The following is a 23163-nucleotide window of genomic DNA, read 5'->3' on the forward strand; positions in this document are numbered from 1 at the left end:
GATGGCTCTGCCTCCGGGCAGCTGTTTACCGGGGAAAAAAATCAGCACAGTCATGGCTGACGAGCCTCCCTGTGCTGATGTAGAATAGCTTCAGGTACATTTCAGTTACGGTTACGGATCATAAGGAGGCGTTCCATGTATTTCTTCATCCCGCTTGTCACCATGCCATTCCTGTATCTTGCCATGATCTATATCGCAGCCGCCATCCTGCCGGCAATCCTGCTGATGCGCTACGTCTATCAGCAGGATTCCATCGAAAAGGAGCCGCCCCAGCTGCTGATCAGTCTTGCCTGGCGCGGCGTCCTTGCCGCACTGGCTTCCATCGTTCTGGAAATGATCGCACAGGGCATCCTGAATGTCACGCTGGATCCGAATGATCCGCGCTACCAATATGTCCTTGCCTTCCTGTGCGTGGCCGCGATCGAGGAAGGAACCAAGTTCTTCTTCCTGTATCGCCGGACCTGGCACGACCCGAATTTTAACTTCCGCTACGATGGAATTGTCTATGCCGTATTTGTTTCTCTGGGTTTTGCCGCCTTCGAAAATGTGAAATATGTCTTCAGCTATGGTCTTTCGGTCGCACTCCCGCGTGCCGTTCTCGCCATCCCCGGCCATATGGGATTCTCTGTCTTCATGGGTGTCTTCTACGGAAGGGCAAAGCTGAAATATGACATGGGAGACCGGTTCGGATCAACTCTGAATCTTATATTCGCGTATGTCTCGGCTGTCGCTCTCCATGGCATCTACGATTCCTGCTGCATGAGCGGCACAAAGCAGTCTACCGCGCTCTTCGTTCTCTTTGTCATCGCGATGTATCTGATCGTCTTCGGCCTGATCCGGCATGAATCCAGGCGCGATACGCCTGTCTGACCGAAAAATATGAATCCTATGGAAATGCAGAATCCCGATAACATTCGGTAAAGCTTGATATATTTTTTGAACAATATGTAAACTTCTCGAATGGAAAATACGTATTGTGTGTCCGACGTATAAAAAATGAGGCTGTCGTATATCAATACGACAGCCTCACTTTTTGTTTTCTCCTGTGCTAGCTCATCAGCCTGTTCACTTCCAGAGCCATGCAAACAGCCGTCTCCACATGCCGGCTGTTTTTCTCGGGAGTCCCTGGCTGCAGTAATCATACCGTTCGATTTTCTGCCAGTCAGGCACCCGCTGATAAAGGTCTGCGCTCATATAGGGTGTGAAGATTGTCATATCTATCAGCCTCCTTTGTCCTCCTGACATCTCTTCCTTGCATACCCATGATAGTCACTTGTCTGCACATATTCAACGTGTCCCTGACATAAAAATAACAATCTTTTTTTGTGCTGACAGCACAAATTGTGCTATGCTGAAGAACAGACAAGCATCTGCGCACGGACACCATGCTTTCACGACAGACGGTTTAAAAAGGAGGCTTCGAAGATGGGATTTACGGTTGAGGATATGCTGCTCGTCTCAAGACAGCGGTACCAGATGAAGCTGATTGCAGGACAGGGAGGCTGGTCCAATTCCATCAGCTGGCTTTTAATGGTCGAGGACCTGACCATCGTCCAGCGGTTCAGCGGCAAGGAACTCGCCGTTACAACCTGCCTGGGATTTCAGGAGGAAGAAAAACTGCGCCTTCTGCTGGAGGAGCTTGTCCGCAGGCAGGCTTCTGGCCTGATTATCAATACAGGCTGCTATATCCGGGAGATCCCTTCCCACATTCTCCATTACGCGGACGCCAATGCGCTCCCGCTGCTCACTGTTCCCTGGGATATCGAAATTGCCGACATGATCAAGGATCTGAGTATCCGGATCTTCCTGCAGGGCTCCACCGATGAACAGCTCTCCGCCGCATTCATAAAAGCTATCGAGGCACCGGACGACTATGAAGCATACGCAAAAACGCTGCTGCCTCATTTCGATATCGAAGGCTCCTTCCAGGTCATCCTCCTTCATCGGAATGGGCTGGCGGAAATGGACACGGTGGAGCGCAAGCGGATCGGTTACCGTCTGCAGCTTGCCCTGACGAACCTCACGCACAACGGTCATTTCTTCTATTACGATTCCAGCTTTGTCGTCATCATCAACGCGCTGAGCCCCGCCGCCACTGCAGAGATTCTTCGTCAGTTCCGCGCCAACATTGTCCGGAGAATCCCCGACCAGTCCTTCGTGATCGGAGTCGGAAGCGCGCTGACAGGTATCCGCTCCCTCCACCTCTCCTACCGCCGGGCGAAGGCTGCCGCCAGAATGTCGGAAGTCTTTCGAGCAGACGAAGGCCGGAATGGATTTATGCTGACCCAGTTCGACACGATGGGAATCTGGCGCCTTCTCAGCATGGTCTCCGACCAGCAGCTTCTTGCAGAATTTGAGGAGGAATATCTAAAGGCGCTTGAGGACTATGATGCCGCCCACGATTCCGAATATGTCCGGACACTCGAATACTACCTGAAGTATAACGGCAGCATTCGGCAGGTTGCGGACGCGATGTTCATCCACCGCAACACCATCAGCTACCGGATGAACCATATCCGCGAGATCATCGGCAGCCCGCTCGACACAGAGGAGGAGCGGCTCTGCTGCCTGACCGCCTGCATGATCCGACGTATGCGGCAGGCAGCTCCCTGACCGTGCACAGCGAGACCCTGTCGTCCTGCTGCCTTTCCGGCAGCCTCCTCACAAGTCCGCTGTGAGGCCGCAGCGGACACCGCGCCAGCTTTCCTCCGACGACGCCTGACCCCCGCGTCAAAAAACGCGCACGCTTTTTTGTTAAGCGTGCGCGCAATTCTCTGGTATTACCTGGCCTGAATCACATACATCATATTCGTCATGTTGCCCTCGCCCCGGACCTCGTTGTTCGCGGGATCTCCGGCTGTGATGACAACCATATCTCCGGAGCTGACGAGCTTATCCCGCTCAACCACATACATCGCGTGCGAAACAATATTCTCGGGAGAGTCCTCCTGATATCCTTTCACCGGAAGAACGCCCCAGTCCAGCTGCATCTGATGCAGCGCCCGGTCATTCGGAGACACGGCATAGATCGGCTGTGTCGGCCGCAGGTTGGAAACCAGCCGCGCCGAGAAACCGGACATCGTCGGAATCACCAGCGCCTTTGCATCAACATTCGCCGCCGTGCGGACCGCCCCGACACCGACAGCGCTCGATACGCTGTGTTTTCCTTCCAGTTTTTTAAACTCAGGAATCCGGTATTCATAGAACGGCTCCGTGGACTCGCAGATATGCACCATCATCTTCACGGCCTCGACCGGGTACTTTCCGGCAGCCGTCTCTCCGGACAGCATGATGGCATCGGTGGACTGCATGATGGCCGTCGCCACATCCGTCACCTCCGCCCGGGTCGGACGCGGATTGCGGATCATCGAATCCAGCATCTGTGTCGCCACGATGACCGGCTTATAGGCAGCATTCACCTTCTCGATGATCATCTTCTGGATGTGCGGAACCTCCCAGGCCGGAATCTCGACGCCCATGTCACCGCGTGCAACCATCACACCGTCTGCTTCCTGGATGATCTCGTCGATGTTCCGGATCCCCTCCTGGCTCTCCACCTTCGCGATGATATGAACATCCTCCGCGTGATGCTGCCTGAGCAGATCCCGGATCTCCCGGATATTCTCCGCACTTCTGACAAATGAAGCTGCAATGAAGTCGATCCCCTGCCCGATCCCGAAGAGGATGTCCTGCTTGTCCTTTTCCGTGATGCCCGGGAGGTGAATCTCAACATTCGGGAGGTTGATCCCCTTGCGCTCTCCAAGCATCCCGCCGTTATCAACCCTGCAGACGACATCTGTATCCGTCGTCTCCTGAACGGTCATGGCAATCAGGCCATCATCAATCAGGACAGTATCCCCTGGCTTCAGATCCGTTGGAAGCCGGTCATACGTCTGGGAGACGATCTCACTTGTCCCCTCCACGTCTCTTGTCGTCAGTGTGAAGGACTGACCCTCGACAAGCTCAACCTTTTTACCGCCCTTCAGCAGCTTTGTCCGGATCTCCGGTCCCTTCGTGTCAAGCATGATCGCAATCGGCTTCTTTTTCTCTGCCCGAACCTCCTTGAGCAGGTCCATCCGTCCCTTGTGTTCCTCATAGCTTCCGTGCGAGAAATTGAACCGTGCCACATCCATACCGGCATCGACAAGCGCACCGAGAATCTCCTTGCTGTCGGTGCTCGGCCCCATCGTGCATACAATCTTTGTCCGTTTCATGCTGAAGTTCCTCCCAGGGATGTCCTTAAACCGCTGCGCAGCGCCGGATGCATTCAAACGCCGGGTGCACAGTTTTTTCATATAAGTATACCATGATATGAGTGTCATAAGTACCCTTTGCCACTCATTTATGATTACGCGCGGTTTCGTTGCTTCGCAACTCACACCGCGCTGCCATAACCGGCATCTCGCATGTTTGTGTACAGGCGGTGCCGGGGTTTATGGGCGCTCTTCAAGAAGATATGCCCTCAAAACTTCCAGCCCGCCGCGCGGCACGCAGTACATCGGGTCATGCCGAAGCACCGCCTGCCAGGTTTCCTCCAGATCAAACCAGCCGGCTGCCTCTACTTCCTCCTTCTGCAGCTTCAGCTCTGAAAGCGCAACCGGACGGTCGCAGACGTACACAAAGGCAACCTCGTCATCCAGAAATGGTTTTCCGTGGAAGGTTTCCGTATAGTGGACCCGGAACTTTCCCGCAAACTTCAGCTCCTCTGGTCTGACTGTGATCCCCAGTTCCTCCCGAAGCTCTCGTACAGCCGAGATACGAGGCTCGTCACCGGCATGGATATGCCCGGCCGATGATGTGTCATACTGCCCCGGAAAGGAATCCTTGTCCATTGCCCGCTTCTGCAGCAGAATCTGGATCCCGCTTTTTTCCGGCTCCCTCCGGACGGCCCAGATATGTGCCGTCCGGTGTCGGATGCCCTTGTCATGCGCTTCCTGCCGGGATACAGTCTCCCCTGTCGGTCTTCCCTCCTCGTCTACCACATCAAACATTTCCATTTCCTGCTGTCCCCTCCTCATCCAGTCCGATGCCGCACTGTGCCTCTCAGACGACGTTTGCGCCGAATGGGCCGGCGCCTTCTCCTCATGCCGGCCAGTGCCACGTTGTATCGCGGCAAGCAAGCAGGCCGGGCATATGCCATCCATGCCCGGCCTTGCTCTGACAGATTCTTTTATTCTACCTTTTCTCACTCCTTCGGTTCAATCAAGGGTTCCATCGGATTGTCCGGAACCTCCGCTGCCGGAGGGGTATGCGGCTTGTCCTTCGGGATCACAATATTCATGACCAGCGCAATCACGCACGCAGACACAATACCGGACTCACCGAAGATCAGCTGAATGAACTGCGGGCACTTTGCAAGCACACCCGGGGTTGCACCGAGTCCGTAGCCGACGCCAAGGGCTGTCGCGACAATCGAAACATTCCTCGGCGTCAGCGGATCCTTCGTGACAAGCTGCATGCCTGACACGATGATGGACGCAAACATCAGAACGGCCGCGCCGCCGAGCACACTGTTCGGCATAATGCTCATCAAAGCTGCCAGCTTCGGAAACAGGCCGCAGAGCACCAGGAAGATGCCGCCGATCGCAATCGTGAACAGGTTGACGACCTTGTTCAGCGCAACCAGTCCGACATTCTGGCTGAAGGAGGTGTTCGGAAGAACGCCGAACAGCGCCGCGAAGGAGGATCCGAGACCGTCACAGATGATTCCGCCGGACAGCTCCTTATCGCTCGGTTCACGGTTCATGCCGCCCTCGCAGACGCCGGAAATATCACCGACCGTCTCGACAGCGGTGACGATGAACATGATCATAACCGGAAGGATCGCCTTCACGTCAAACACCCACTTCACAGGCATCAGCGCCGGAACCTTGAACCATGCCGCATCTTTCACAGCCTGCCAGTTCAGCACCCAGCTCTTTGTTGCCTCCACGGTCTTACCCGCAGCGTCCGTATAGGTGTAGGTATGCGGCAGGAAGATCCCCATAATGGCGCAGAGGATGTATCCTGCGATAATTCCGATCAGGATGGAACTCGTGCTGGTAAAGCCCTTCGTCCCATGCTTGAGCACCAGAATCACGATCAGAACAAAGAATCCGATCAGAAGATTCTCCGGCGAACCGAAGTCCCCGTTCTTGTTGCCGCCGCCAAATGAATTGACCCCGACGGAGATCAGGGAGAGTCCGATGGACATGACAACGATTCCTGTCACCAGCGGCGGGAAGAACTTCCGGAGCGGCTTCAGAAAGACGCCCAGCACGGCCTCAAAGATACCACCGACAAAGCTGGCGCCAAGCACCGCACCATATCCGATGACACCGCCGCCCATTGCATTCGCTGCGGAAGTCATCACCCCAATGAATCCGGAGGATGTCCCCATCACAATCGGAACCCGCCCACCGATCGGTCCGATCGAAAAGACCTGCACCAGTGTCACAATCCCGGCAATCAGCATCGCATTCTGAAGAAGCGAAACGCGAAGCGCCCCGAAGCCTCCGTCAACCGTCATCCCGCAGATTCCCATCAGAATGATCAGCGGTGTCAGGTTTCCGACAAACATCGCCAGGACATGCTGCAGGCCGAGCGGAATCGCAATCCGAAGCGGCGGCCGCCCCTCCAGCTGATAGATCAGTTCCTTCCCGGAACCTGAATCGGTCTTATCCATTATAATGATCCTCCCTCTCCGTACATGTTTAAATATCTTTCACCTTCTCTCATGATATCAGGATGTTCAGGTATCGTCCAGCGCTTTCTGATTCCGTTTTCTGATGAAGCGTTCCCAGCTGATACCGGAACTCAGTCCTCCGGATAAGCCGAAGGAGCCGGCGCGGCACCCATTTTCCAGCCAATCAGATTGACCAGGAAAAATGTCAGCGTTCCGACGCCGCAGCCGAACACGACTGGCAGAATTCCAAGATAGAAGTTGCCGCCGCTGAGTACCTGCCAGATGACAACGCCAATGGTTCCGGTGATAATGGAGGCGATGCCGGAGGCCCTGACCGCCTTCTTGACGACCATTCCCAGCCCGTATGCGGCAAACGGTCCCGCGCAGCGAATTGCAAATGCGAAGGTGTTCATCGTGACAATGTTGACATTGCCGAGCGCAATGAGCGTTGCAACCACAGCGCAGACCACGTTGCACAGCCTGGTATAGAAGATCACCTTCTTGTCCGGTGCCTTCTTCAGATTCGGATCAATCTTTGTGAAGATGTCATTCATCAGGATCGTGCTCATGCACAGCAGGTTCGAATCTGCCGAAGACATCGTCGCCGCAATGATGGATGCCGACACAATCCCGGTGATCACGGCAGGTGCATGGTGATTTGTAACAGCCATCATCGCCGTGTTCGCCTTGTCCGGTGTCAGTCCCAGCTCGTCCTTCATCGACAGCGCCGCAAGTCCAAGGATAGTCGGGAAGACCGCCATCGCCGCCATCAGAATGGCAGACAGGAAGGAAGCCCCGACCGCCGTCTTCTCATCCTTGCAGCTTTCAAAGCGGCTGACCATCTCCGGTCCGGACAGGAAGGTGCAGAAATAGTTGAAGATATAGCCAATGATCGTGACCCATCCGATGTGCGTGAAGCTCAGCTGTGAGGCCGGAAGAGCGGCAGAGATCGCGCTCCAGCCGCCGCAGCCCTTCACGACAAAGGGCGTTGCGATTGCAAGGCCGATCAGGATGATCAGGAACTGAACCATATCGGAAATCTGGTCTGCGATCATGCCGCCGACAGTCGTGTAGATGATTGTGACCGCCGCAGCGATGAAAACACAGACATTCAGCGGGATGCCTGTCAGAACACTCACAACCGAACCGGAAGCCATGATCTGAGAGGAAGTCAGACAGAATAGCGCCAGCACATTCAGCACAGCAGTAAAGGTCCCGGACACTGACCCGAACCGCCGGGTTACCACCTCCGGAATCGTCAGTGACATCGTCCTGCGGATTTTCGGCGCAAAATACGCCAGCGGGATCATCGCAATCGATGCTGCCAGCACGTACCAGATGGCACTCATGCCCCAGGCGCCGAAGGCCTTGGCCGCTACGCCCGTCGTAGATCCGCCGCCGATGTTGTTTGCCGAAAGCGAAAATGCAACCATGAACAGGCCCATCCGCCTGCCCGCAACCATATAGTCCTCGCTGTCCTTGATCTTCAGCTTGCCGACCACCAGGCCGATGACCAGCATGCCGATCAGATAAGCCGCGACGATGATCAGAGATATCACATTCACACTCATACCTGTTACCTCCAGTTTTCCTCCGGTTCTCCTTCAGACTGTTCCCCCGGAAACAGTTCTCTCGATATCGTCTGTCTCCGGAATCTGAAAAAGGCAGGGTGGCGTCCCGGCCACCCTGCCTCTGCGACAGCCTGATTCTATCAAAAGATCAGGTGTGTTTCAAGCATATACATGCAATATCTTTGATAACAATACACAGCTTCTGAATAATTTACGGATCTTACTGTCCGCGCCCCGGCGAGGCAGGCAGAAGCCGAATTCGGGTTGAAGAGACTTCAGTTCAGCTCCGTCCCGGCCTTCTCCCCCTTCAGATAGGCTTCCGCGTTGCCCAGCGTCGTCTCTGCGATGGCCGTCAGCGCCTCTTCAGTAAAGAAGCCCTGATGCGACGTTACGATCACGTTCGGGAAGGACAGCAGCCTGGACGTGACAGAATGCATCATGATGTCGTCCTCATGATTCTCGAAGACGTTGTCCTTCTCCTCCTCATAGACATCCAGCCCGACACCTGAGAATTTTCTTTCACGGATTCCCTGGATGAGGTCATTGGTGTCGATCAGTCCGCCTCTCGACGTATTGACCAGAATCACACCATCCTTCATCTGATTGATCGTGAAGATATTGATCATATGATAGGTTTCCTTCATCAGCGGGCAGTGCAGAGAGATCAGATCGCTCTCACGGAGCAGCTGCTCCAGACTGACATACTCAACAAAATCAAGGCTCTTGTTCGGATACTTGTCATAGCCCAGCACCCTCATGCCATAGCCCCGGCAGATCCGCGCCATCGCCGCCCCGATCTTGCCGGTTCCGATGATGCCGGCCGTCTTTCCATAGAAGTTCTTGCCGGTCAGTCCCTGCAGGGAGAAATTGTTCTCCCTCACCCGGATATAGGCCTTGTGGATGTGACGGTTTACCGCGCTCGCCAGCGTCATCGCCAGCTCCGCGACAGCCTCCGGAGAATATCCCGGCACACGCATCACCTTGATTCCATTCGCCGTTGCAGCCTCAAGATCCACATTGTTATAACCGGCGCAGCGCATCAGAAGCAGCTTTACCCCTCTGGAGGCCAGAACGCGCAGGGTGTCCGCCCCGGCATTCGCGTTCACAAACGCACACACAGCTTCGCTGTCTGTCACGTACGCCGCCGTCTTCGGATTCAGCTCTGCCTCCCAGTACTCCAGCTCCAGATCCGGATAATTGGCCTTGATGGCATCAAAGGATTCTGTATCATAAGACTTCGCGTCAAAAAATGTAATTCTCATAAGCAGGCCCTCCTCTCGACCTGTCTACAGTATGAACCATCTGAAGATAAAAAACTGTTGCTCCGGCAACAATTCGCAGTGTTTTACTGCGAATTCAATTCTACATGCCCTCCTGACTGATGTCAAATCCAATCACCGCCAGCGACTGCCAGACCAGGATCTGCAAAACTGATTTTCACTCGCTGATGAGCAGTCGCCAGGAGCCATGATCTGCAAGCAAGTCTGCATCATGGCCTCTGGCTCGCCACCTTCACAAAAAATGGGCATCCCACTGCGGAATGCCCATTTTTCAAGATACGATTCTTCTCAGTTTCATACAGCCATCGTCCTCAGCCTTTGAGAACACCTCTGTATGGTACAAGCTGCTGATCAGTTGATTTGAATTACGTGCTTTTTATCTTCAATCTGCTGCTGATCCTTCTTCGGAACCGTCAGACGAAGTACGCCATCCTTGAAGCTTGCATGTACATCATCTTCCGTCAGATCCTTACCGACGTAGAAGCTGCGGCATACATTACCAGAATAACGCTCACGACGGATGAAGCGTCCGTTCTCATCCTTCTGATCGTTGTTCTCATCCTTCTTTGCTGCAATCGTCAGATAACCATCCTTCAACTCAACAGAAACATGATCCTTGTCGAATCCAGGCAGCTCCACTGCAACTTCATATTCCTTCTCGCCTTCCTTGACATCGGTCCTCATGAAGTTTGCGTTCACTCCGCCCATCTTCTCGTCAAACTTTCTTGCCTCTCTGCTCACCGGCCAGAATCCATCATCAAACCAGTCATCAAACAGATTATCATTAAAAATACTCGGTACTAACATAAGGCACCCCTCTTTCCATTATGGCAGCCGCCCATTGATGAATGACAGCGCCCAGCTCACTGTTCCACGGAATCGGATGATCTGTTGTTCTTCCTTCATCTTCTTCCTTCGTTCTGACCATGTTATAGCACCGGTTGTTAGCACTGTCAATAGTTGAGTGCTAATTTTCTTACAATTTTCTCTGTCCCGCATGACCCAACAAACGATTCATCAAAACGATTCATCAAACCATTGTCTGTCTGGTCGATTTGCCCCTTGCCACATGGAGTCTGAACCGCTATAATAAGAAAATGCTTACAGGCTTCTAAAGCCTGATGCATCATAACAAGCACGTCTGCGTAGCTCAGCTGGATAGAGCGACCGCCTCCTAAGCGGTAGGTCAGAGGTTCAAATCCTCCCGTGGACGCCAGATAACAGTCCGGAAACCCGCTTAAATATTGGGTTTCCGGTTTTTTTCTCCAGCACGTCTTCTTGAATCCAACCTTTTTGTATAACGTCCGGCCAAAGCCAGGCTGCTCCGCGTACCATTGGACAACATCCCCTGGCTGACCATGCCTTGACTGAATATCGCCGATCGGCTATCATTATATCCCTACAACGCGTAGTATCGCCGATCGGCTATAATCTATCCCTGCAGCGTTCAGTATCGCCGATCGGCTATATCAAAGGACAGTATCCGAATCATATCGTCGTTCGGCGATCAACAAGGAGCGAATATGACAGATCAATCATTTCGAATAAAAGATGTGGCAGACTTTGGCAAGGCTGTGAAGAACCGGAGAAAAGAACTCGGATACACACAGAAGGATCTCTCTGAGATAACCGGAATTAGTGCCAGCTTTCTCTCAGACCTTGAAAACGGCAAGGCAACTGTTGAACTGGGGAAGGTTCTGATGGTTGTCAGCTTGCTTGGACTGAACATCTATTGTTCGAAGAGGTGACCCTTATGAAAGATTTGCATATATCTATTGAAAAAAACGGGGAGCAGACGAAGGTTGGCACCATTCAAGGCGATGGAATTTCCGATGCTGTATTTCGTTATGACAGAGCATGGCTTGATCGGGAAGACGCGATTCCAGTATCGCTCAGCCTGCCGCTTCAGGAAGAAGCATTTTCTTCAAAAAAAACAAAAACTTTCTTTGAAGGCTTGCTGCCTGAGGGGTTCACAAAAAGATCTGTCGCAAAATGGATGCACGCGGATGATCAAGATTATCTGACAATGCTTTCCGGTCTGGGACAGGAATGTCTGGGTGCCATCCAGGTGATGGAAGGAAATTCAAAACCTCCCAAGGCCAGATATACCAGAATGACAGAACAACAGTTGCGGGAATTTGCAGCGGAGGGGGCGATCAAATCAGCTGAGCTCGTAACGGCACTGCATCTTTCCCTTGCCGGCGCCTCAGGAAAGACAGGCTTGTATTTTGACGCTGACAATCAGTGCTGGTACCTTCCTGAAGGCACAGCGCCCAGTACACACATCGTAAAACAAAGCCATGTCCGGTTCAAGGATATTGTGACAAATGAACAGCTTTGCCTGACTACTGCAAAGAATCTCGGGATATCTGTTCCATCCAGCTTTGCAGTAAATACTGAAGATGAAAATCTTCTGTTTGCAACGCCACGGTACGACCGGGTACTAACAGAAAAACACAGAGTGCTTGACGGCCTGCCGGTTCCACTCAGACTTCATCAGGAGGACATGGCACAGGCCCTGGGAATCCCCGCCGAAAACAAATATGAAATCGTGCCATCCGGCTACTGCGAAAAGATTTGCGGACTGCTTCGGGATTTTTCAAGCAACCCGATCAGAGATATCCTTGATTTTTGGAACAGAATTATTTTTAACGATCTGATCGGAAATACAGACGGACACCTCAAGAATTTTTCATTTCTGTATGATGAGAACCTTGCAGGATTACACCTTGCTCCGGCTTATGATATCGTAAGCACAACAATCTACCCCGGGCACACACGGACTCTGTCTATGTACATTGGTGACAGCAACGCCATTGACCAGATCCAGCGCAGTGATTTCATCGAAGGCGCCGGGCGGTCCGGGATCCGGTCAGCCGTCATCCTGAGGCAGCTTGACACGATGGCTGAACATTTCGAAAAAGCGATCAGTCAGGCAGCTGACACCCTTCAGGAAAAAGGATATAAAGATGCAGGTACGATCAAGGACAGGATTCTGGAAACTTCCGGGTACAAATATTTATAAGGAGGCATAATGATTATCAATACCGGAAGCCGCACCGACATTCCGGCCTTCTTTCATACCTGGTTTTACAACCGGATCCGGGAAGGGTATGTCCTGGTGCGCAATCCCTATCAGCCCCAGCAGGTGACCCGCTATCTGCTCGATCCCGCAGTGGTCGACGTCCTGTCCTTCTGCTCCAAGAATCCTGCCCCGATGCTGCCCCGTATCCATGAACTGGACACCTTCCGGCAGCTCTGGCACGTGACAATCACCCCTTATGGCCGTGACATCGAACCTTATGTCCCGACGAAGACCGAAGTTCTGAAAACCTTCCGGGCACTTTCCGAAGTTGTCGGGAAAGATGCCATCGTCTGGCGGTATGACCCGGTCTTTCTGTCGGAAAAATACAGTCTTTCGTTCCACAAGAAGGCCTTCCGGTCCATGGCAGCGTTTCTGAGAGGCACTACAGAGCAGTGTGTCGTGAGCTTCATTGATCTTTATGAGAAGACGAAGAGGAACTTTCCTCAGGCCCGGACCGTTTCCAGCGCTCAGCAGGAGGAGCTCATCGATGCGTTCGACAGCATCGCGGCAGAAAACGGTATGCAGATTCATCTGTGCTGCGAGTCCTCTGCCTTGACTGCCGGACATCCTCATACAGACGCCCAGGGCTGTTTCTCCCAGGCCGTCATCGAAAAGGCGGCAGGCATCCATCTGTCCGTTCCGTCCCATTCGCCAGCCAGAAAGGCCTGCGCATGTCTCCTTGGCGGAGACATCGGGGCTTACAACACCTGCCTGCACGGCTGCCGCTACTGCTATGCAAACTACGACAGGGCAATTGTGGAAGCACATGCCGCGGCACATGACCCCGAATCGCCCTATCTCATCGGTCATGCGATGGCAGGCGACATCATCAAGGACGCAGATCAAAAATCGTGGATCGACCGGCAGATGAACCTCTTTGATTTTCTGTAAAGCACTCAGAGTGTCTTTCCATTCAGATAATCCGCTGAGATTACGAGATCTGTTATGCAGTCTTTTTTCTCAATGAGGGACAGCAGCATATCTACGGCCGCATGGCCGATCTCTTCCTCATGATTGTCGATGGTATCAATCCGCGGGACGACATAGTCCAGGATGCTGGTACCGTCAAAACCGGTCAGACCGTACTCCGTCCCGGCGCTGAGTCCGCAGCCGCGGAAGAATTTCATGAGCTCCAGCGCAAAGATATCCCCGGAACAGATGAATGCAGTTCCTCTTTCCGGCAAGAGAAGCGACTTACACCTGTCACTGTAGTCCTCGCATTCGATGACGTAATAATCTGAAAATCCGGCGTCCTTCACAGCTTCCAGAAATCCCGCTCGGCGCTCCTCGTGTACATAGAGATTCAATCCTCTTCTGGACAGAGGCGGGCATACGAATACAAGCCGTCTGTACGCTTTACGGATGGCTTTCTGCACAAGCTGGTAGACAGCCTTCCGATTGTCTACTCCTACAAATGGGAGTCCTCTCCCGACCCTGTTGTCCACCGTTACAATCGGCACCGGCGCCTTTTTCAGCATGTCTGCATAGGAGCCTTCCGCATTGACGGAAGACAGGATGATTCCGTCAACATGGTAATCCAGAAGCCGATTGACCTGCTGTTGCTCCAGCGCCGGATCCTGTCCGTGCAGCATAATGTTGACGCTATATCCATTGTTCCGGGAGCGCTCCTCGACGGCGTTCACAATCTGTGCAAAATGCTGGTTCATGACATTCAGAACCACAACTCCGATCGTATAGGTTCTCGACATCGCCAGTCCGCGCGCAAGCAGATCCGGCCTGTAGCCATTCTCCTGTGCAGTCTGCCTGATTCTGGTTTTTGTGGCATCACTGATCCGCCCCGTACCATTCAGCGCACGGATCACCGTTGTTCTTGATACGCCGCAGATTCTCGCGATATCATTGATCGTCACGCCCATACTGTGCCCCTCTCGTTTTCCCTGTCGGATCCTTCTTTCAGCACCGCAGGGATTTTCTCGATTATAGCATGGAAAACCACTCAGACCAGAGACACGCTGACCATTTCAAAGGAAAGCGGCTCCATCCTCACTGTCATCTTCCCATTTTTAAGCAGCACATTGTCACACGTATGCGGCACGACCTTATTATGATCAATACTGTTATTATCCTTCCTGTCCTTCGCACTGAGGACCTGATCCAGGATGACCGCCTGCGGCTGAAACCCTTCCATCGAAAAGACCGCCTCTGAGGCATTCTCGGCACGATTCACCAGACAGAAGACAAGCCGCTTCCGCTCCTCGTCATAGATGGTGACATGATCCAGATACGGAACATTCTCAAATCCGCCGGCGGAATAACCGTCTTCTGCTGAGCGTTCCTCCAGCACACGTCCTCTGCAGTTTTCCGCCATCAGGGAGAACACGTAGTATATAGGCTGTAACCAGATGCCGCCCCCTTTGACCGTCATGATGCAAGCACTGATATTGGTCAGGAGAGACTGGCAGCCAATCTTCACTCTGTCCGCATGCTTCAGCATCGCCATCAGCATGCTGGCAAAAAGCAGGGAATCCTCAAGCGAATAGATCTGCTCACTGAATGCCGGTGCGATCCGCCAGGGATGCGCCGCCACATCCGCTTCAACCTGCTTGTCAGAAATGGACCAGACGCCCCATTCGTCCATGGCGATATCGATCGTCCGGCCGCTCCGTCTCCTGAATTTTTCAACATCACAGAGGTCTGCGATGGTTTTCATGAAGCGTTCAAGATCGAGCGACTGCGACAGAAACGCAGCTGTTCCTTTCTCCTGCCCGCCATAGTACTGGTGGAGTGAGATGTAATCCGCATAATCATAGGTTTCCCGGATCACTTCCTGATCCCAGTCCGGACAGGTCTCTCTCGATGACAGGGAACTTCCGCACACTGCCAGCTGAATAGACGGATCGAGCAGCTTCATGGCCTTTCCGGTCTCATGCGCCAGCCGCGCATACTCCTGCGCTGTCCTGTGTCCGATCTGCCACTCCCCGTCCATCTCGTTGCCGAGGCACCAGGTTTTCACCCTGTACGGCTCCGGGTGACCATTTTCCACGCGAAGATCGCTGTAACAGGTTCCTGCCTCACTGTTCACATATTCCAGAAAGGATACAGCCTCCCTGATCCCTGCTGTCCCGAGGTTCACTGCCAGAATCGGCTCAATCCGGGCTTTGTCTGCCCATTTCATGAACTCGTCAATCCCAACCTCGTTGGTCTCAATGCTTTTCCAGGCCAGGTCTCTTTTTTTCGGACGCCGGCTGACCGGTCCTGTCCCGTCCATCCAGTCATATCCGGACACAAAATTCCCGCCCGGATAGCGGACCGCCGTCACCCCCATGTTCCTCGCTGCGTCGATCACATCCGTCCGGAATCCATCCTCGTCCGCAAGCGGATGCCCTTTTTCATAAATTCCGGAATACACCACGCGCCCCATATGCTCGACAAACGATCCGAACAATCTCCGGTCGATCCATCCTTTTGTATATGCTCTGTTGATCGTAATCGCTGCTCTGTTCATATCGTTTTTACTCCTTCATGCCGGATGTCGCGATGCCCTCTACAAAGAATTTCTGTCCTGCAAAAAACAGGATGAGAAGAGGCGTCACAGAAATTGCGGTTGCCGCCAGCGTCGGCCCATACTTAATGGAGTGCGTTCCTACTAGAATTGCCAGTCCTGCAGAGAGCGTCCTGTTCTCCGCCGAGCTCGTCAGCATCATCGGATACAAGAGGTCATTCCAGTTGTTCATAAAATGAAAGATTCCAAGCGTGACAAAGGCGGGCTTTGACAATGGCAGGGTGATGGTTCTGTAGATACCGAATTCACTCATTCCATCGATTCTGGCTGCCTCGTCCAGGGAAGGCGGAATATTGCGGAAAAAGGAGGTCAGCATGAAAATCCCATAGGCACTGGATGCTCTTGGAAGTACAAGACCGACAATGGTATTCAAAATCCCCATCCGGTACTCTTCCATGTAGAGCGGAATCATGATGACCTGAAATGGCACCATCATCGTGAGCAGGATGATGCTGAAAAGCATTTTCCTGCCTCTGAAGTGCATCCTTGAGAAGGCGTATGCCGCCAGCGAATCAACCCCAAGCGAAATCAACGTTACCAGACCCGCGAAGAGAACTGTGTTCACCAGCATCCGGAGCACCGGAATTGCCTTCATGACATATGCGTACTGTACCGTCACAAAACGGGACGGAAAAAAGTGCGGCGGCCATTTTATGACGTCAATGTCTGACTTGAAGGAAGACACATACAGCCAGACAAGTGGAAAAAGAACCAGTATCATAATCAGCACCAGAAGGATATCCCCCGGAAGCTGTGATTTTCTTTTTTTCATAGTTCATCGTCCTGTCCGAATGAATATCTGCGTGTGACCGCAGTCACAACCGCAATCAATAGGAAGAGATAGACGGCGATCGAGGAGGCATACCCCAGATTGAAGGGTGCCGTCTGAAATCCCCGGTCGTAGATATATCCGACCAGTGTCTCCGTCTTGTAGAGCGGTCCGCCCCCTGTCATGACATAGATCTGATCAAAAACCTGAAGGGCCGTGATCAGCGTTGTAACGAGACAGAATCCGATAGAATCCCGGATTCCAGGGATCGTCACGTAGAAAAACTGCTGCCATCTGCCTGCGCCGTCGAGCTCCGCCGACTCATAGAGAGACGGCGAAACGCCGAGCGCCGCAGCAGACAAGATGGTAAGGGTATACCCGAACGATTTCCAGACAGACACGAAGATGACCGTCGGCATCGCCCATGTGGGACTTCCCAGAAGGTTTGGAAGCTGAATGCCAACTTTCGACAGCAGGTACGGAAGCATGCCGGAGTTCGGATCCAGAAGCATGGACCACACAATGCTGATGGCCGTCATGGAGCACACATAGGGCAGGTAGAACACCGAACGCAGAAACTTGTCAAAGCGCCGGTTCCTCATCATGAACATCAGGAGGAAAAGTGCCAGAAACACCTGAAGCGGCACCTCAAACAGGGTAAACACACAGGTATTCAGGGTTGCGTTCCATACCCGGCTGTCGTGAAAGGCCTTCCTGAAATTGTCCAGCCCTACAAAGCTTCCGCCTTTCATATAGATGTTAATGTCCGTCAGACTGATCCCGAAAGCACCGATCAGCGGAACAAAGACAAACACGGTGAGGATCGCAAGGGACGGCAGTAAAAAAAGGTATGCCTGTTTCTGGGAACGCCGGGTGCCTGTCTGTTTTCCAGATTTCTTCGCAGGCCATCGCCTTCCTCTTCCACATTCAGTCTGTCCTTCCAAAATCATCCTTTGTTCTGCCATCCCTCTTCCTCCTGCTGCGCACGCTCAAACATACACGCAGTCTGCGTGATTCTTCATGCGATCTGCTTCGGCGCTCAAACATGCACGCACTCTGCGTGTTTCTTTGTGATTCAGCAGACTGCCGTCTGCCGGATTACTTTCCTGCAATCACCTGATCAAGCGCATCGGACGCTTCCTGCACGCAGGTCTTCACATCCTGCCCTGCAAGAACCTTCTCCATCATCGGCTTCATCACATCGTTATCAATCTGGCTTCCGCTTGCCAGTCTCAGATGCCAGTCACGCCCGATCGTGGAAGCCTTCGAAACATCCGTCAGAATCTCATTCCCCTTGATATCCGGATCCTCCAGAAGTGTCTTGGACCACACCGGGAATCCGTTTACCATGGACCACTTCTTCAGCACCTCATCAGAAAGCCAGTGCGCCATCCATTTGTAGACTGCAGCCCGCGTCTCGTCACTTGCACCCTTGGCCAGCATCCAGTCACATCCTCCTGCCGGAGCAAATGCACCTGCCGAGCCTGCCGGCAGCGCTGTAATGCCATAGTTGATCCCCAGCTGGTTCAGACCATTGATGTTCCAGGGTCCATTAATCTCCATTGCAAGCTGACCGGCCTGGAACATCGTGTCCGCCTCCGCCGCGCCGAGGCTCTCCGGAGAAACCCCATCCTTCATCAGATTCTGCATCCATGTCAGTGTATCGATGTTCTCCTGAGAGTTCAGCAGATTCTTCGTCCCATCCTCACTGATCACATCGCCTCCATTAGCCCAGAGGAACTCGACATAATTCAGATAATCTGTCGGAAATGCAATTCCGTACTGCTTCTTTGAGGCATCTGTTGTCTTCCTCGCCGCATCTGCGAATTCATCCAGTGTTGTCGGCGGAGTCTCCGGATCCAGCCCTGCTGCCTGAAACAGATCCTTGTTGTAGTACAGATACTGAAGGTTATACTGCATCGGTACCCCATACTGGCTGCCATCGATATAGGAATTCTGCAGGACACTGTCCGTAAAGTTCGATGAATCAAGTCCGGTTACTTTCCAGAAATCATCAATCGGCTCGAGCATATCGTTGTCCTTGTACTGCTGCATCAGCTCGATCCCGGCGAGGATAAAATCCGGCCCATTCCCGGTAGAGACGGCAGTCGGAAGCTTTGCCTGCAGCGTCTGGTAATCCATGATGTCGATATTGACCGTTACGTTGTCGGTGTTGGTCTTGTTATAGTCATCGACAATCTCACGAAGCACGTCTCCGTCTGACCCGGTGAAGTTGCACCAGAACGAGATCGTGATCGGATCCGAAGCTGCCGCTTCTGTCTCTGCTGCCATCGCCGGCATTCCGCCCAGCAGCATGGATGCTGTCATCGCCCCGGCAAGGACTGTACTACAAATCTGTTTGTTCATACGCTTGTCTCCTTTGTGAAGTGTTTGTGGTGATATCGACGGTTTCTGTGTATGCGTACTCGCGTACGCATATTTCCAAAATAGAATGCGTACTCGCGTACGCCTTATATACTTCTTATCACTTTGCCCGAATCATGTCAATAGTGATTCTATTTTATGGCATTATGCACAATTTAATGACTCCGATTTTGTAACGTCAAACGAAACCGGAACGATCACAGACACTTCACCCCGCCCGATGAAGCCTTCCATGCCGTTCCGGCTGTGTCTAACGCTGAGAATCTTCCAGGATTATTTCAGGCTTTATTTCTCCAGTTCTACCTCATCTGTATACTCCGGTGGCTTGTCATGAACGCGGTCCCCACCCCTGACAAACCGGGTCGCGATATAGAAATGCTTTGGAGCCTCCTGGAACCCGGTACTGTCAGCTCCCAGCTTCCGTCGCCCAGCTCTTCCACATCTTCAGACTGTCCTTATCAAGATCAAAGCGATGGTGTTCCTGTCCGCTCACCTTGACATTCATCTGGTTCCGGACCAGATTCTGCGCCTGCTTTGTACGGAAGAAGTGTTCGAAGATAGATGCAAGTTTTCCTGAGGTCGCTGCTATGACAGCTCCGCCAAGTAACTGTGTCAACGCAAGCTGCTGCATTGTATCTGCACCGGTACTTTCATTGTCACACTTAATAGAGTATTCTGCAGGGCATATGGTTCAATACCTCAATCGAGTAGGACACGGTCGCCTTCCATAAAAAAGCGCCAGTCCAACCCTGGGCTGGCGCTTTCAGCGTCCCGTAACCATCTCTGATTCTTTTTTCAGTGAGCACTCCAGCATTCGTCGTTTTCTGTGTCGATTATTGGAAGCGGCCATGCTCTGAGCTTTGTTCTGTCCTGCCCCTGTGTCACTCCCTGCGCTCATACACTCTGATAGAAATGAACCAGGATACGACAGCCGTCACAGCAGTCACAACCAGCGCGACTGTAGCGGTCAACGCTGTGTTCACCTCCAGAATCTGTATAGCCATATTCGTCCCTTCCCCGAGGATGGTCACGCCAACAGCGACCATCAGCGCGATCAGAATCATCTGGACAATCGGCGCTTTCAAGGAGCCGAACCGGAGCGTCAGCGGTATCGAGATCACCGCCATCAGGCTGGGTACAATCACCATCAGCAGAACGGTCGGAAATACCGGATAGGTTCCGCGCACCGCATACCGGACAATCAGCGCAGCCACTGTGTAAAGTGCTGTCGAAAGAAGCGTTGTCACATAGGTCGTAATATAGTACGTGGTGACAACGGTTTTCCCTGAAAGCGGAAGGAGCCTGCTGTACCGGTTCCATCCCGACGCCTCATCTGCCCTGATTCTCGCTCCGGCAAATGTACTGAGCATCAGCTCCGCGTAGACAGCCCAGTAGCTGCCCTTCCCCGGCATCACCCCCATCACCAGAAACAATGCATCCATCAGCAGCAGATACCGGAACTGTCTGAGCATTAATATCCTGTCTTTATATAGTAACCCCCTCATTTCATGTCTCCCTTTGCCATCATCACAAACAGCTCTTCGATATTCACCGGTTGAACATTCAGCTCCCGGACAGCGTCCGTCCTCTTTATAATGCATTCCACACCATAACCGGTATCCCGCTTTCCGATGATATCTCCCGGGCTGATCTTCTCAAAATCCGCCCTGCTGCAGACAATCTTCCCATACATCTCCTGCAGCCTGTCCTTTTCCTCCGACAAAAGCAGCCTGCCTTCATGGAGGAAAGCAATATAGTCGCAGGCCTTCTCGAGGTCGCTCACGATATGGGAGCTCATCAGGACCGCATGTGTCTCGTCCCGCGTGAACTCCAGCAGTATATCCAGCAGTTCGTCCCTGACAACCGGGTCAAGTCCTGAAGTGGCTTCGTCCAGGATCAGCAGCTTCGGGTGGTGAGATAGCGCACATACAATCCCGAGCTTCATCTTGTTGCCGCGTGAAAAATCAGAAAACGGCTTGTCTGTCGGGATCCTCAGGTTCGACAGAAGACGATCATAGACCGTACTGTCCCAGCTTTGATAGATCATCCCCATCATCTTCCCGATTTCCGATGCTTTCATCGGGGCAGGCAGACACACCTCGTCAAGAACAACGCCAACCTCCTCTCTGATGGCCGGTTCTGACAGCGCGTCCGGTTTTCCGAACACCTGAATCTCTCCCTCATCTTTCCGGATCAGATTCAGAATCAGCCTGATCAGGGTGGTTTTACCTGCCCCATTCTCCCCGACAAGGCCCAGGATTGTGCCCTCCGGCAGTGTCAGGGAAACATGGTCCAGTTGAAAATTCTGGTATGCCTTGCAGACATTCCTGACAGCGATTGCGTTCATGCCTCGTCCTCCCACATCGTATTCCACATCTCAAGTACCTCCTCTTTGTTCAGGCCGGCTGAAGAGGCCAGCTTCTGAATCTGATCCATCTTTTCCTCAATCTCCCGAAGATAATTCTCCCGTACGAGTGCCTCATTCCGTTTCGCGACGTAGCAGCCCTTTCCGGCGATTTTATAGAGAAACCCTTCCTGCTCCAGCTCCTCATAGGCTCTTTTGGTCGTGATGACACTGATCCTCAGGTCCTTCGCCAGATTCCGAATTGACGGGAGCGGATCGTCTGCCTTCAGTCGTCCGTCCAGAATCTGCTCCTTGATCTGTGTAAATATCTGCTCGTAGATCGGCACCCCACTATAGTTATCAAGCAGTATCTCCATCCGGCGCCTCCTTTTATATACAGTATATACAGTAATTACGATATTTACAATCCCTCGTTTCAAAAAATTGTGACGATATTGTGAACATTAGCACTCACCTATTGACAGTGCTAACAATAAGGACTATAACGTAGCCAGAACGAAGGAGATGAGGAAATGAAGTTCCTCAGATGAAATTCCTTCATTCCGGAGGAACAAGAAGTTGTAACTGGAACCCGTAAGCAGAAGCGTTCACGAGTACAACGGTTACATAAGTTAGGTCCTGGATAAGGATATAGAGAAAGGGGAATGACTTATGTTTATGCCGAGTATTATTGATGACAATCTGTTTGATGACTGGTTTGATGATGATTTTTACATGCCGTATCTTCCGGATATGAGCCGCGTTGACAAGAAGCTGTATGGCAACAAGGCCGCTCGTGAAATGAAGACAGATGTGAAGGAAACGGATCAGGGTTATGAAGTCGCCGTTGATCTTCCGGGTGTGAAGAAGGATGACGTGACAGTGGAACTGAAGGATGGTTACCTGACCATCTCCGCGAAGAAGAATGTCGGCAACGACAAGAAAGACAAGAACGGTAAGTACATCCGCCGCGAGCGCTACTCCGGTACAATGAGCCGCAGCTTCTATGTCGGCAAGGATATGAAGCAGGAAGATGTACATGCAGCATTCAGTGATGGAATCCTGACACTTCAGCTTCCGAAGAAGGACGCTGCAAAGCAGATCGAAGATCAGAAGCATCAGATCAAGATTGCATGACCGCGTGAGAATCGCGCAATTGCATCCGGATCACAGAGCAGGCTGTGCAGGCCGGTGCAGCTGCATCCGGATTAGAAAAGCCGCCCCTGTTTCTGCTGTGCTACCCGTCAAGAGGACAGTGAATAATTAAAAAGTTTTGTGCCGCCAGTCGAATGATCGACTGGCGGTATTCTTATGCCGCTACATAATAGTTCTCATGGTATTCAACAGGGGTCATGAGGTGCAGCTTCCGCTGTATCCGTTCTGTGTTATAGTAGCGAATATAGTGTTGTCCGGCAAATTAAATGATGTCCCATCCGGCAGATTATTTCGCGCCGATTTTGGATTTCTACAGATGTGTCAGTCACTTTAAAAGTAACTGTTTCTGCGAATTGTTTTCCTGACAGAAAAACCCCCGCAAATTAA

The 23163-nt window shown here is 52.5% G+C and carries 23 protein-coding genes and 1 tRNA gene; 7 read left to right on the forward strand and 17 right to left on the reverse strand.

The features are described from left to right. The first annotated feature begins 135 nt into the window (after positions 1-135). Positions 136-870, forward strand: coding sequence for a PrsW family intramembrane metalloprotease (locus ACTQ1N_RS03725; RefSeq protein ID WP_441954755.1), 735 nt, complete (start codon positions 136-138; stop codon positions 868-870). A 195-nt stretch (positions 871-1065) separates the two neighbouring features. Here ACTQ1N_RS03725 and ACTQ1N_RS03730 read toward each other — a convergent pair whose 3' ends face one another. Continuing rightward, positions 1066-1215 carry a hypothetical protein gene (locus ACTQ1N_RS03730; RefSeq protein ID WP_441954757.1) on the reverse strand — a complete coding sequence of 50 codons (150 nt, stop codon included), beginning with the start codon at positions 1213-1215 and terminating at the stop codon, positions 1066-1068. Positions 1216-1425: 210 nt separating this feature from the next. Between ACTQ1N_RS03730 and ACTQ1N_RS03735 the strand changes: the two genes are divergently transcribed. Then, positions 1426-2613 (forward strand): PucR family transcriptional regulator ligand-binding domain-containing protein, encoded by a 1188-nt coding sequence (locus ACTQ1N_RS03735; protein ID WP_441954759.1) that lies wholly within the window; start codon positions 1426-1428, stop codon positions 2611-2613. Between the two features lie 167 nt (positions 2614-2780). Here ACTQ1N_RS03735 and pyk read toward each other — a convergent pair whose 3' ends face one another. From pyk to ACTQ1N_RS03765, 6 genes are all read right to left on the reverse strand, one after another. After that, entirely contained in the window at positions 2781-4214 is a 1434-nt protein-coding gene (pyk, locus tag ACTQ1N_RS03740) for a pyruvate kinase (protein WP_441954761.1), read from the reverse strand. Between the two features lie 219 nt (positions 4215-4433). Continuing rightward, positions 4434-4997: an NUDIX hydrolase gene (locus ACTQ1N_RS03745; RefSeq protein WP_441954763.1), complete on the reverse strand. Its 564-nt coding sequence runs from the start codon at positions 4995-4997 to the stop codon at positions 4434-4436. Positions 4998-5185: 188 nt separating this feature from the next. Then, positions 5186-6664 carry a uracil-xanthine permease family protein gene (locus tag ACTQ1N_RS03750; protein ID WP_441954765.1) on the reverse strand — a complete coding sequence of 493 codons (1479 nt, stop codon included), beginning with the start codon at positions 6662-6664 and terminating at the stop codon, positions 5186-5188. 131 nt (positions 6665-6795) lie between these two features. Further along, positions 6796-8235: a sodium:solute symporter family protein gene (locus tag ACTQ1N_RS03755; RefSeq protein ID WP_441954767.1), complete on the reverse strand. Its 1440-nt coding sequence runs from the start codon at positions 8233-8235 to the stop codon at positions 6796-6798. A 275-nt stretch (positions 8236-8510) separates the two neighbouring features. Beyond that, entirely contained in the window at positions 8511-9497 is a 987-nt protein-coding gene (locus ACTQ1N_RS03760; protein ID WP_441954769.1) for a 2-hydroxyacid dehydrogenase, read from the reverse strand. A 369-nt stretch (positions 9498-9866) separates the two neighbouring features. Next, positions 9867-10322, reverse strand: coding sequence for an Hsp20/alpha crystallin family protein (locus ACTQ1N_RS03765; RefSeq protein ID WP_441954771.1), 456 nt, complete (start codon positions 10320-10322; stop codon positions 9867-9869). A 332-nt stretch (positions 10323-10654) separates the two neighbouring features. On the opposite strand from ACTQ1N_RS03765, the gene ACTQ1N_RS03770 reads away from it, so the two are divergent. The 4 genes from ACTQ1N_RS03770 to ACTQ1N_RS03785 all read left to right on the forward strand — a co-directional run bounded on the left by ACTQ1N_RS03770 (position 10655) and on the right by ACTQ1N_RS03785 (position 13491). Next, positions 10655-10731: transfer RNA gene (locus tag ACTQ1N_RS03770), tRNA-Arg, on the forward strand. Positions 10732-11038: 307 nt separating this feature from the next. Continuing rightward, the gene (locus tag ACTQ1N_RS03775; protein ID WP_441954773.1) at positions 11039-11263 is read left to right on the forward strand and encodes a helix-turn-helix transcriptional regulator; all 225 of its coding nucleotides are present in this window, start codon (positions 11039-11041) and stop codon (positions 11261-11263) included. A 5-nt stretch (positions 11264-11268) separates the two neighbouring features. Next, positions 11269-12540, forward strand: coding sequence for a HipA domain-containing protein (locus ACTQ1N_RS03780; protein ID WP_441954775.1), 1272 nt, complete (start codon positions 11269-11271; stop codon positions 12538-12540). 9 nt (positions 12541-12549) lie between these two features. Further along, the gene (locus tag ACTQ1N_RS03785; RefSeq protein ID WP_441954777.1) at positions 12550-13491 is read left to right on the forward strand and encodes a DUF1848 domain-containing protein; all 942 of its coding nucleotides are present in this window, start codon (positions 12550-12552) and stop codon (positions 13489-13491) included. 5 nt (positions 13492-13496) lie between these two features. On the opposite strand, the gene ACTQ1N_RS03790 is transcribed toward ACTQ1N_RS03785, so the two are convergent. From ACTQ1N_RS03790 to ACTQ1N_RS03830, 9 genes are all read right to left on the reverse strand, one after another. Continuing rightward, positions 13497-14477, reverse strand: a complete 981-nt coding sequence (locus ACTQ1N_RS03790; RefSeq protein WP_441954779.1) for a LacI family DNA-binding transcriptional regulator — start codon at positions 14475-14477, stop codon at positions 13497-13499. Between the two features lie 80 nt (positions 14478-14557). Next, a complete protein-coding gene (locus ACTQ1N_RS03795) occupies positions 14558-16066 on the reverse strand; it encodes an alpha-N-arabinofuranosidase (protein WP_441954781.1) in 1509 nt (502 codons plus the stop codon). Positions 16067-16073: 7 nt separating this feature from the next. Next, positions 16074-16895 carry a carbohydrate ABC transporter permease gene (locus ACTQ1N_RS03800; protein ID WP_441954783.1) on the reverse strand — a complete coding sequence of 274 codons (822 nt, stop codon included), beginning with the start codon at positions 16893-16895 and terminating at the stop codon, positions 16074-16076. Further along, entirely contained in the window at positions 16892-17857 is a 966-nt protein-coding gene (locus ACTQ1N_RS03805) for a carbohydrate ABC transporter permease (RefSeq protein ID WP_441954785.1), read from the reverse strand. Before ACTQ1N_RS03805 ends, ACTQ1N_RS03800 begins: the two co-directional genes overlap by 4 nt. A gap of 133 nt (positions 17858-17990) precedes the next feature. Next, positions 17991-19259 (reverse strand): ABC transporter substrate-binding protein, encoded by a 1269-nt coding sequence (locus tag ACTQ1N_RS03810; protein WP_441954787.1) that lies wholly within the window; start codon positions 19257-19259, stop codon positions 17991-17993. 424 nt (positions 19260-19683) lie between these two features. Next, positions 19684-19893 carry a hypothetical protein gene (locus ACTQ1N_RS03815; protein ID WP_441954789.1) on the reverse strand — a complete coding sequence of 70 codons (210 nt, stop codon included), beginning with the start codon at positions 19891-19893 and terminating at the stop codon, positions 19684-19686. A gap of 265 nt (positions 19894-20158) precedes the next feature. Next, entirely contained in the window at positions 20159-20782 is a 624-nt protein-coding gene (locus ACTQ1N_RS03820; RefSeq protein WP_441954791.1) for an ABC-2 transporter permease, read from the reverse strand. After that, complete coding sequence (locus tag ACTQ1N_RS03825; protein ID WP_441954793.1) at positions 20779-21651, reverse strand: ABC transporter ATP-binding protein; 873 nt, start codon at positions 21649-21651, stop codon at positions 20779-20781. Before ACTQ1N_RS03825 ends, ACTQ1N_RS03820 begins: the two co-directional genes overlap by 4 nt. Beyond that, positions 21621-21998, reverse strand: a complete 378-nt coding sequence (locus tag ACTQ1N_RS03830; protein WP_441954795.1) for a GntR family transcriptional regulator — start codon at positions 21996-21998, stop codon at positions 21621-21623. Before ACTQ1N_RS03830 ends, ACTQ1N_RS03825 begins: the two co-directional genes overlap by 31 nt. 295 nt (positions 21999-22293) lie before the next feature. Between ACTQ1N_RS03830 and ACTQ1N_RS03835 the strand changes: the two genes are divergently transcribed. Beyond that, positions 22294-22758, forward strand: coding sequence for an Hsp20/alpha crystallin family protein (locus ACTQ1N_RS03835; protein WP_441954797.1), 465 nt, complete (start codon positions 22294-22296; stop codon positions 22756-22758). A 172-nt stretch (positions 22759-22930) separates the two neighbouring features. Here ACTQ1N_RS03835 and ACTQ1N_RS03840 read toward each other — a convergent pair whose 3' ends face one another. Further along, positions 22931-23020 (reverse strand): IS3 family transposase, encoded by a 90-nt coding sequence (locus ACTQ1N_RS03840; protein WP_441954805.1) that lies wholly within the window; start codon positions 23018-23020, stop codon positions 22931-22933. Positions 23021-23163: the final 143 nt, after the last annotated feature.

This window comes from Porcincola sp. LCP21S3_C12 (assembly GCF_052118625.1).
GTDB lineage: Bacteria > Bacillota > Clostridia > Lachnospirales > Lachnospiraceae > Porcincola.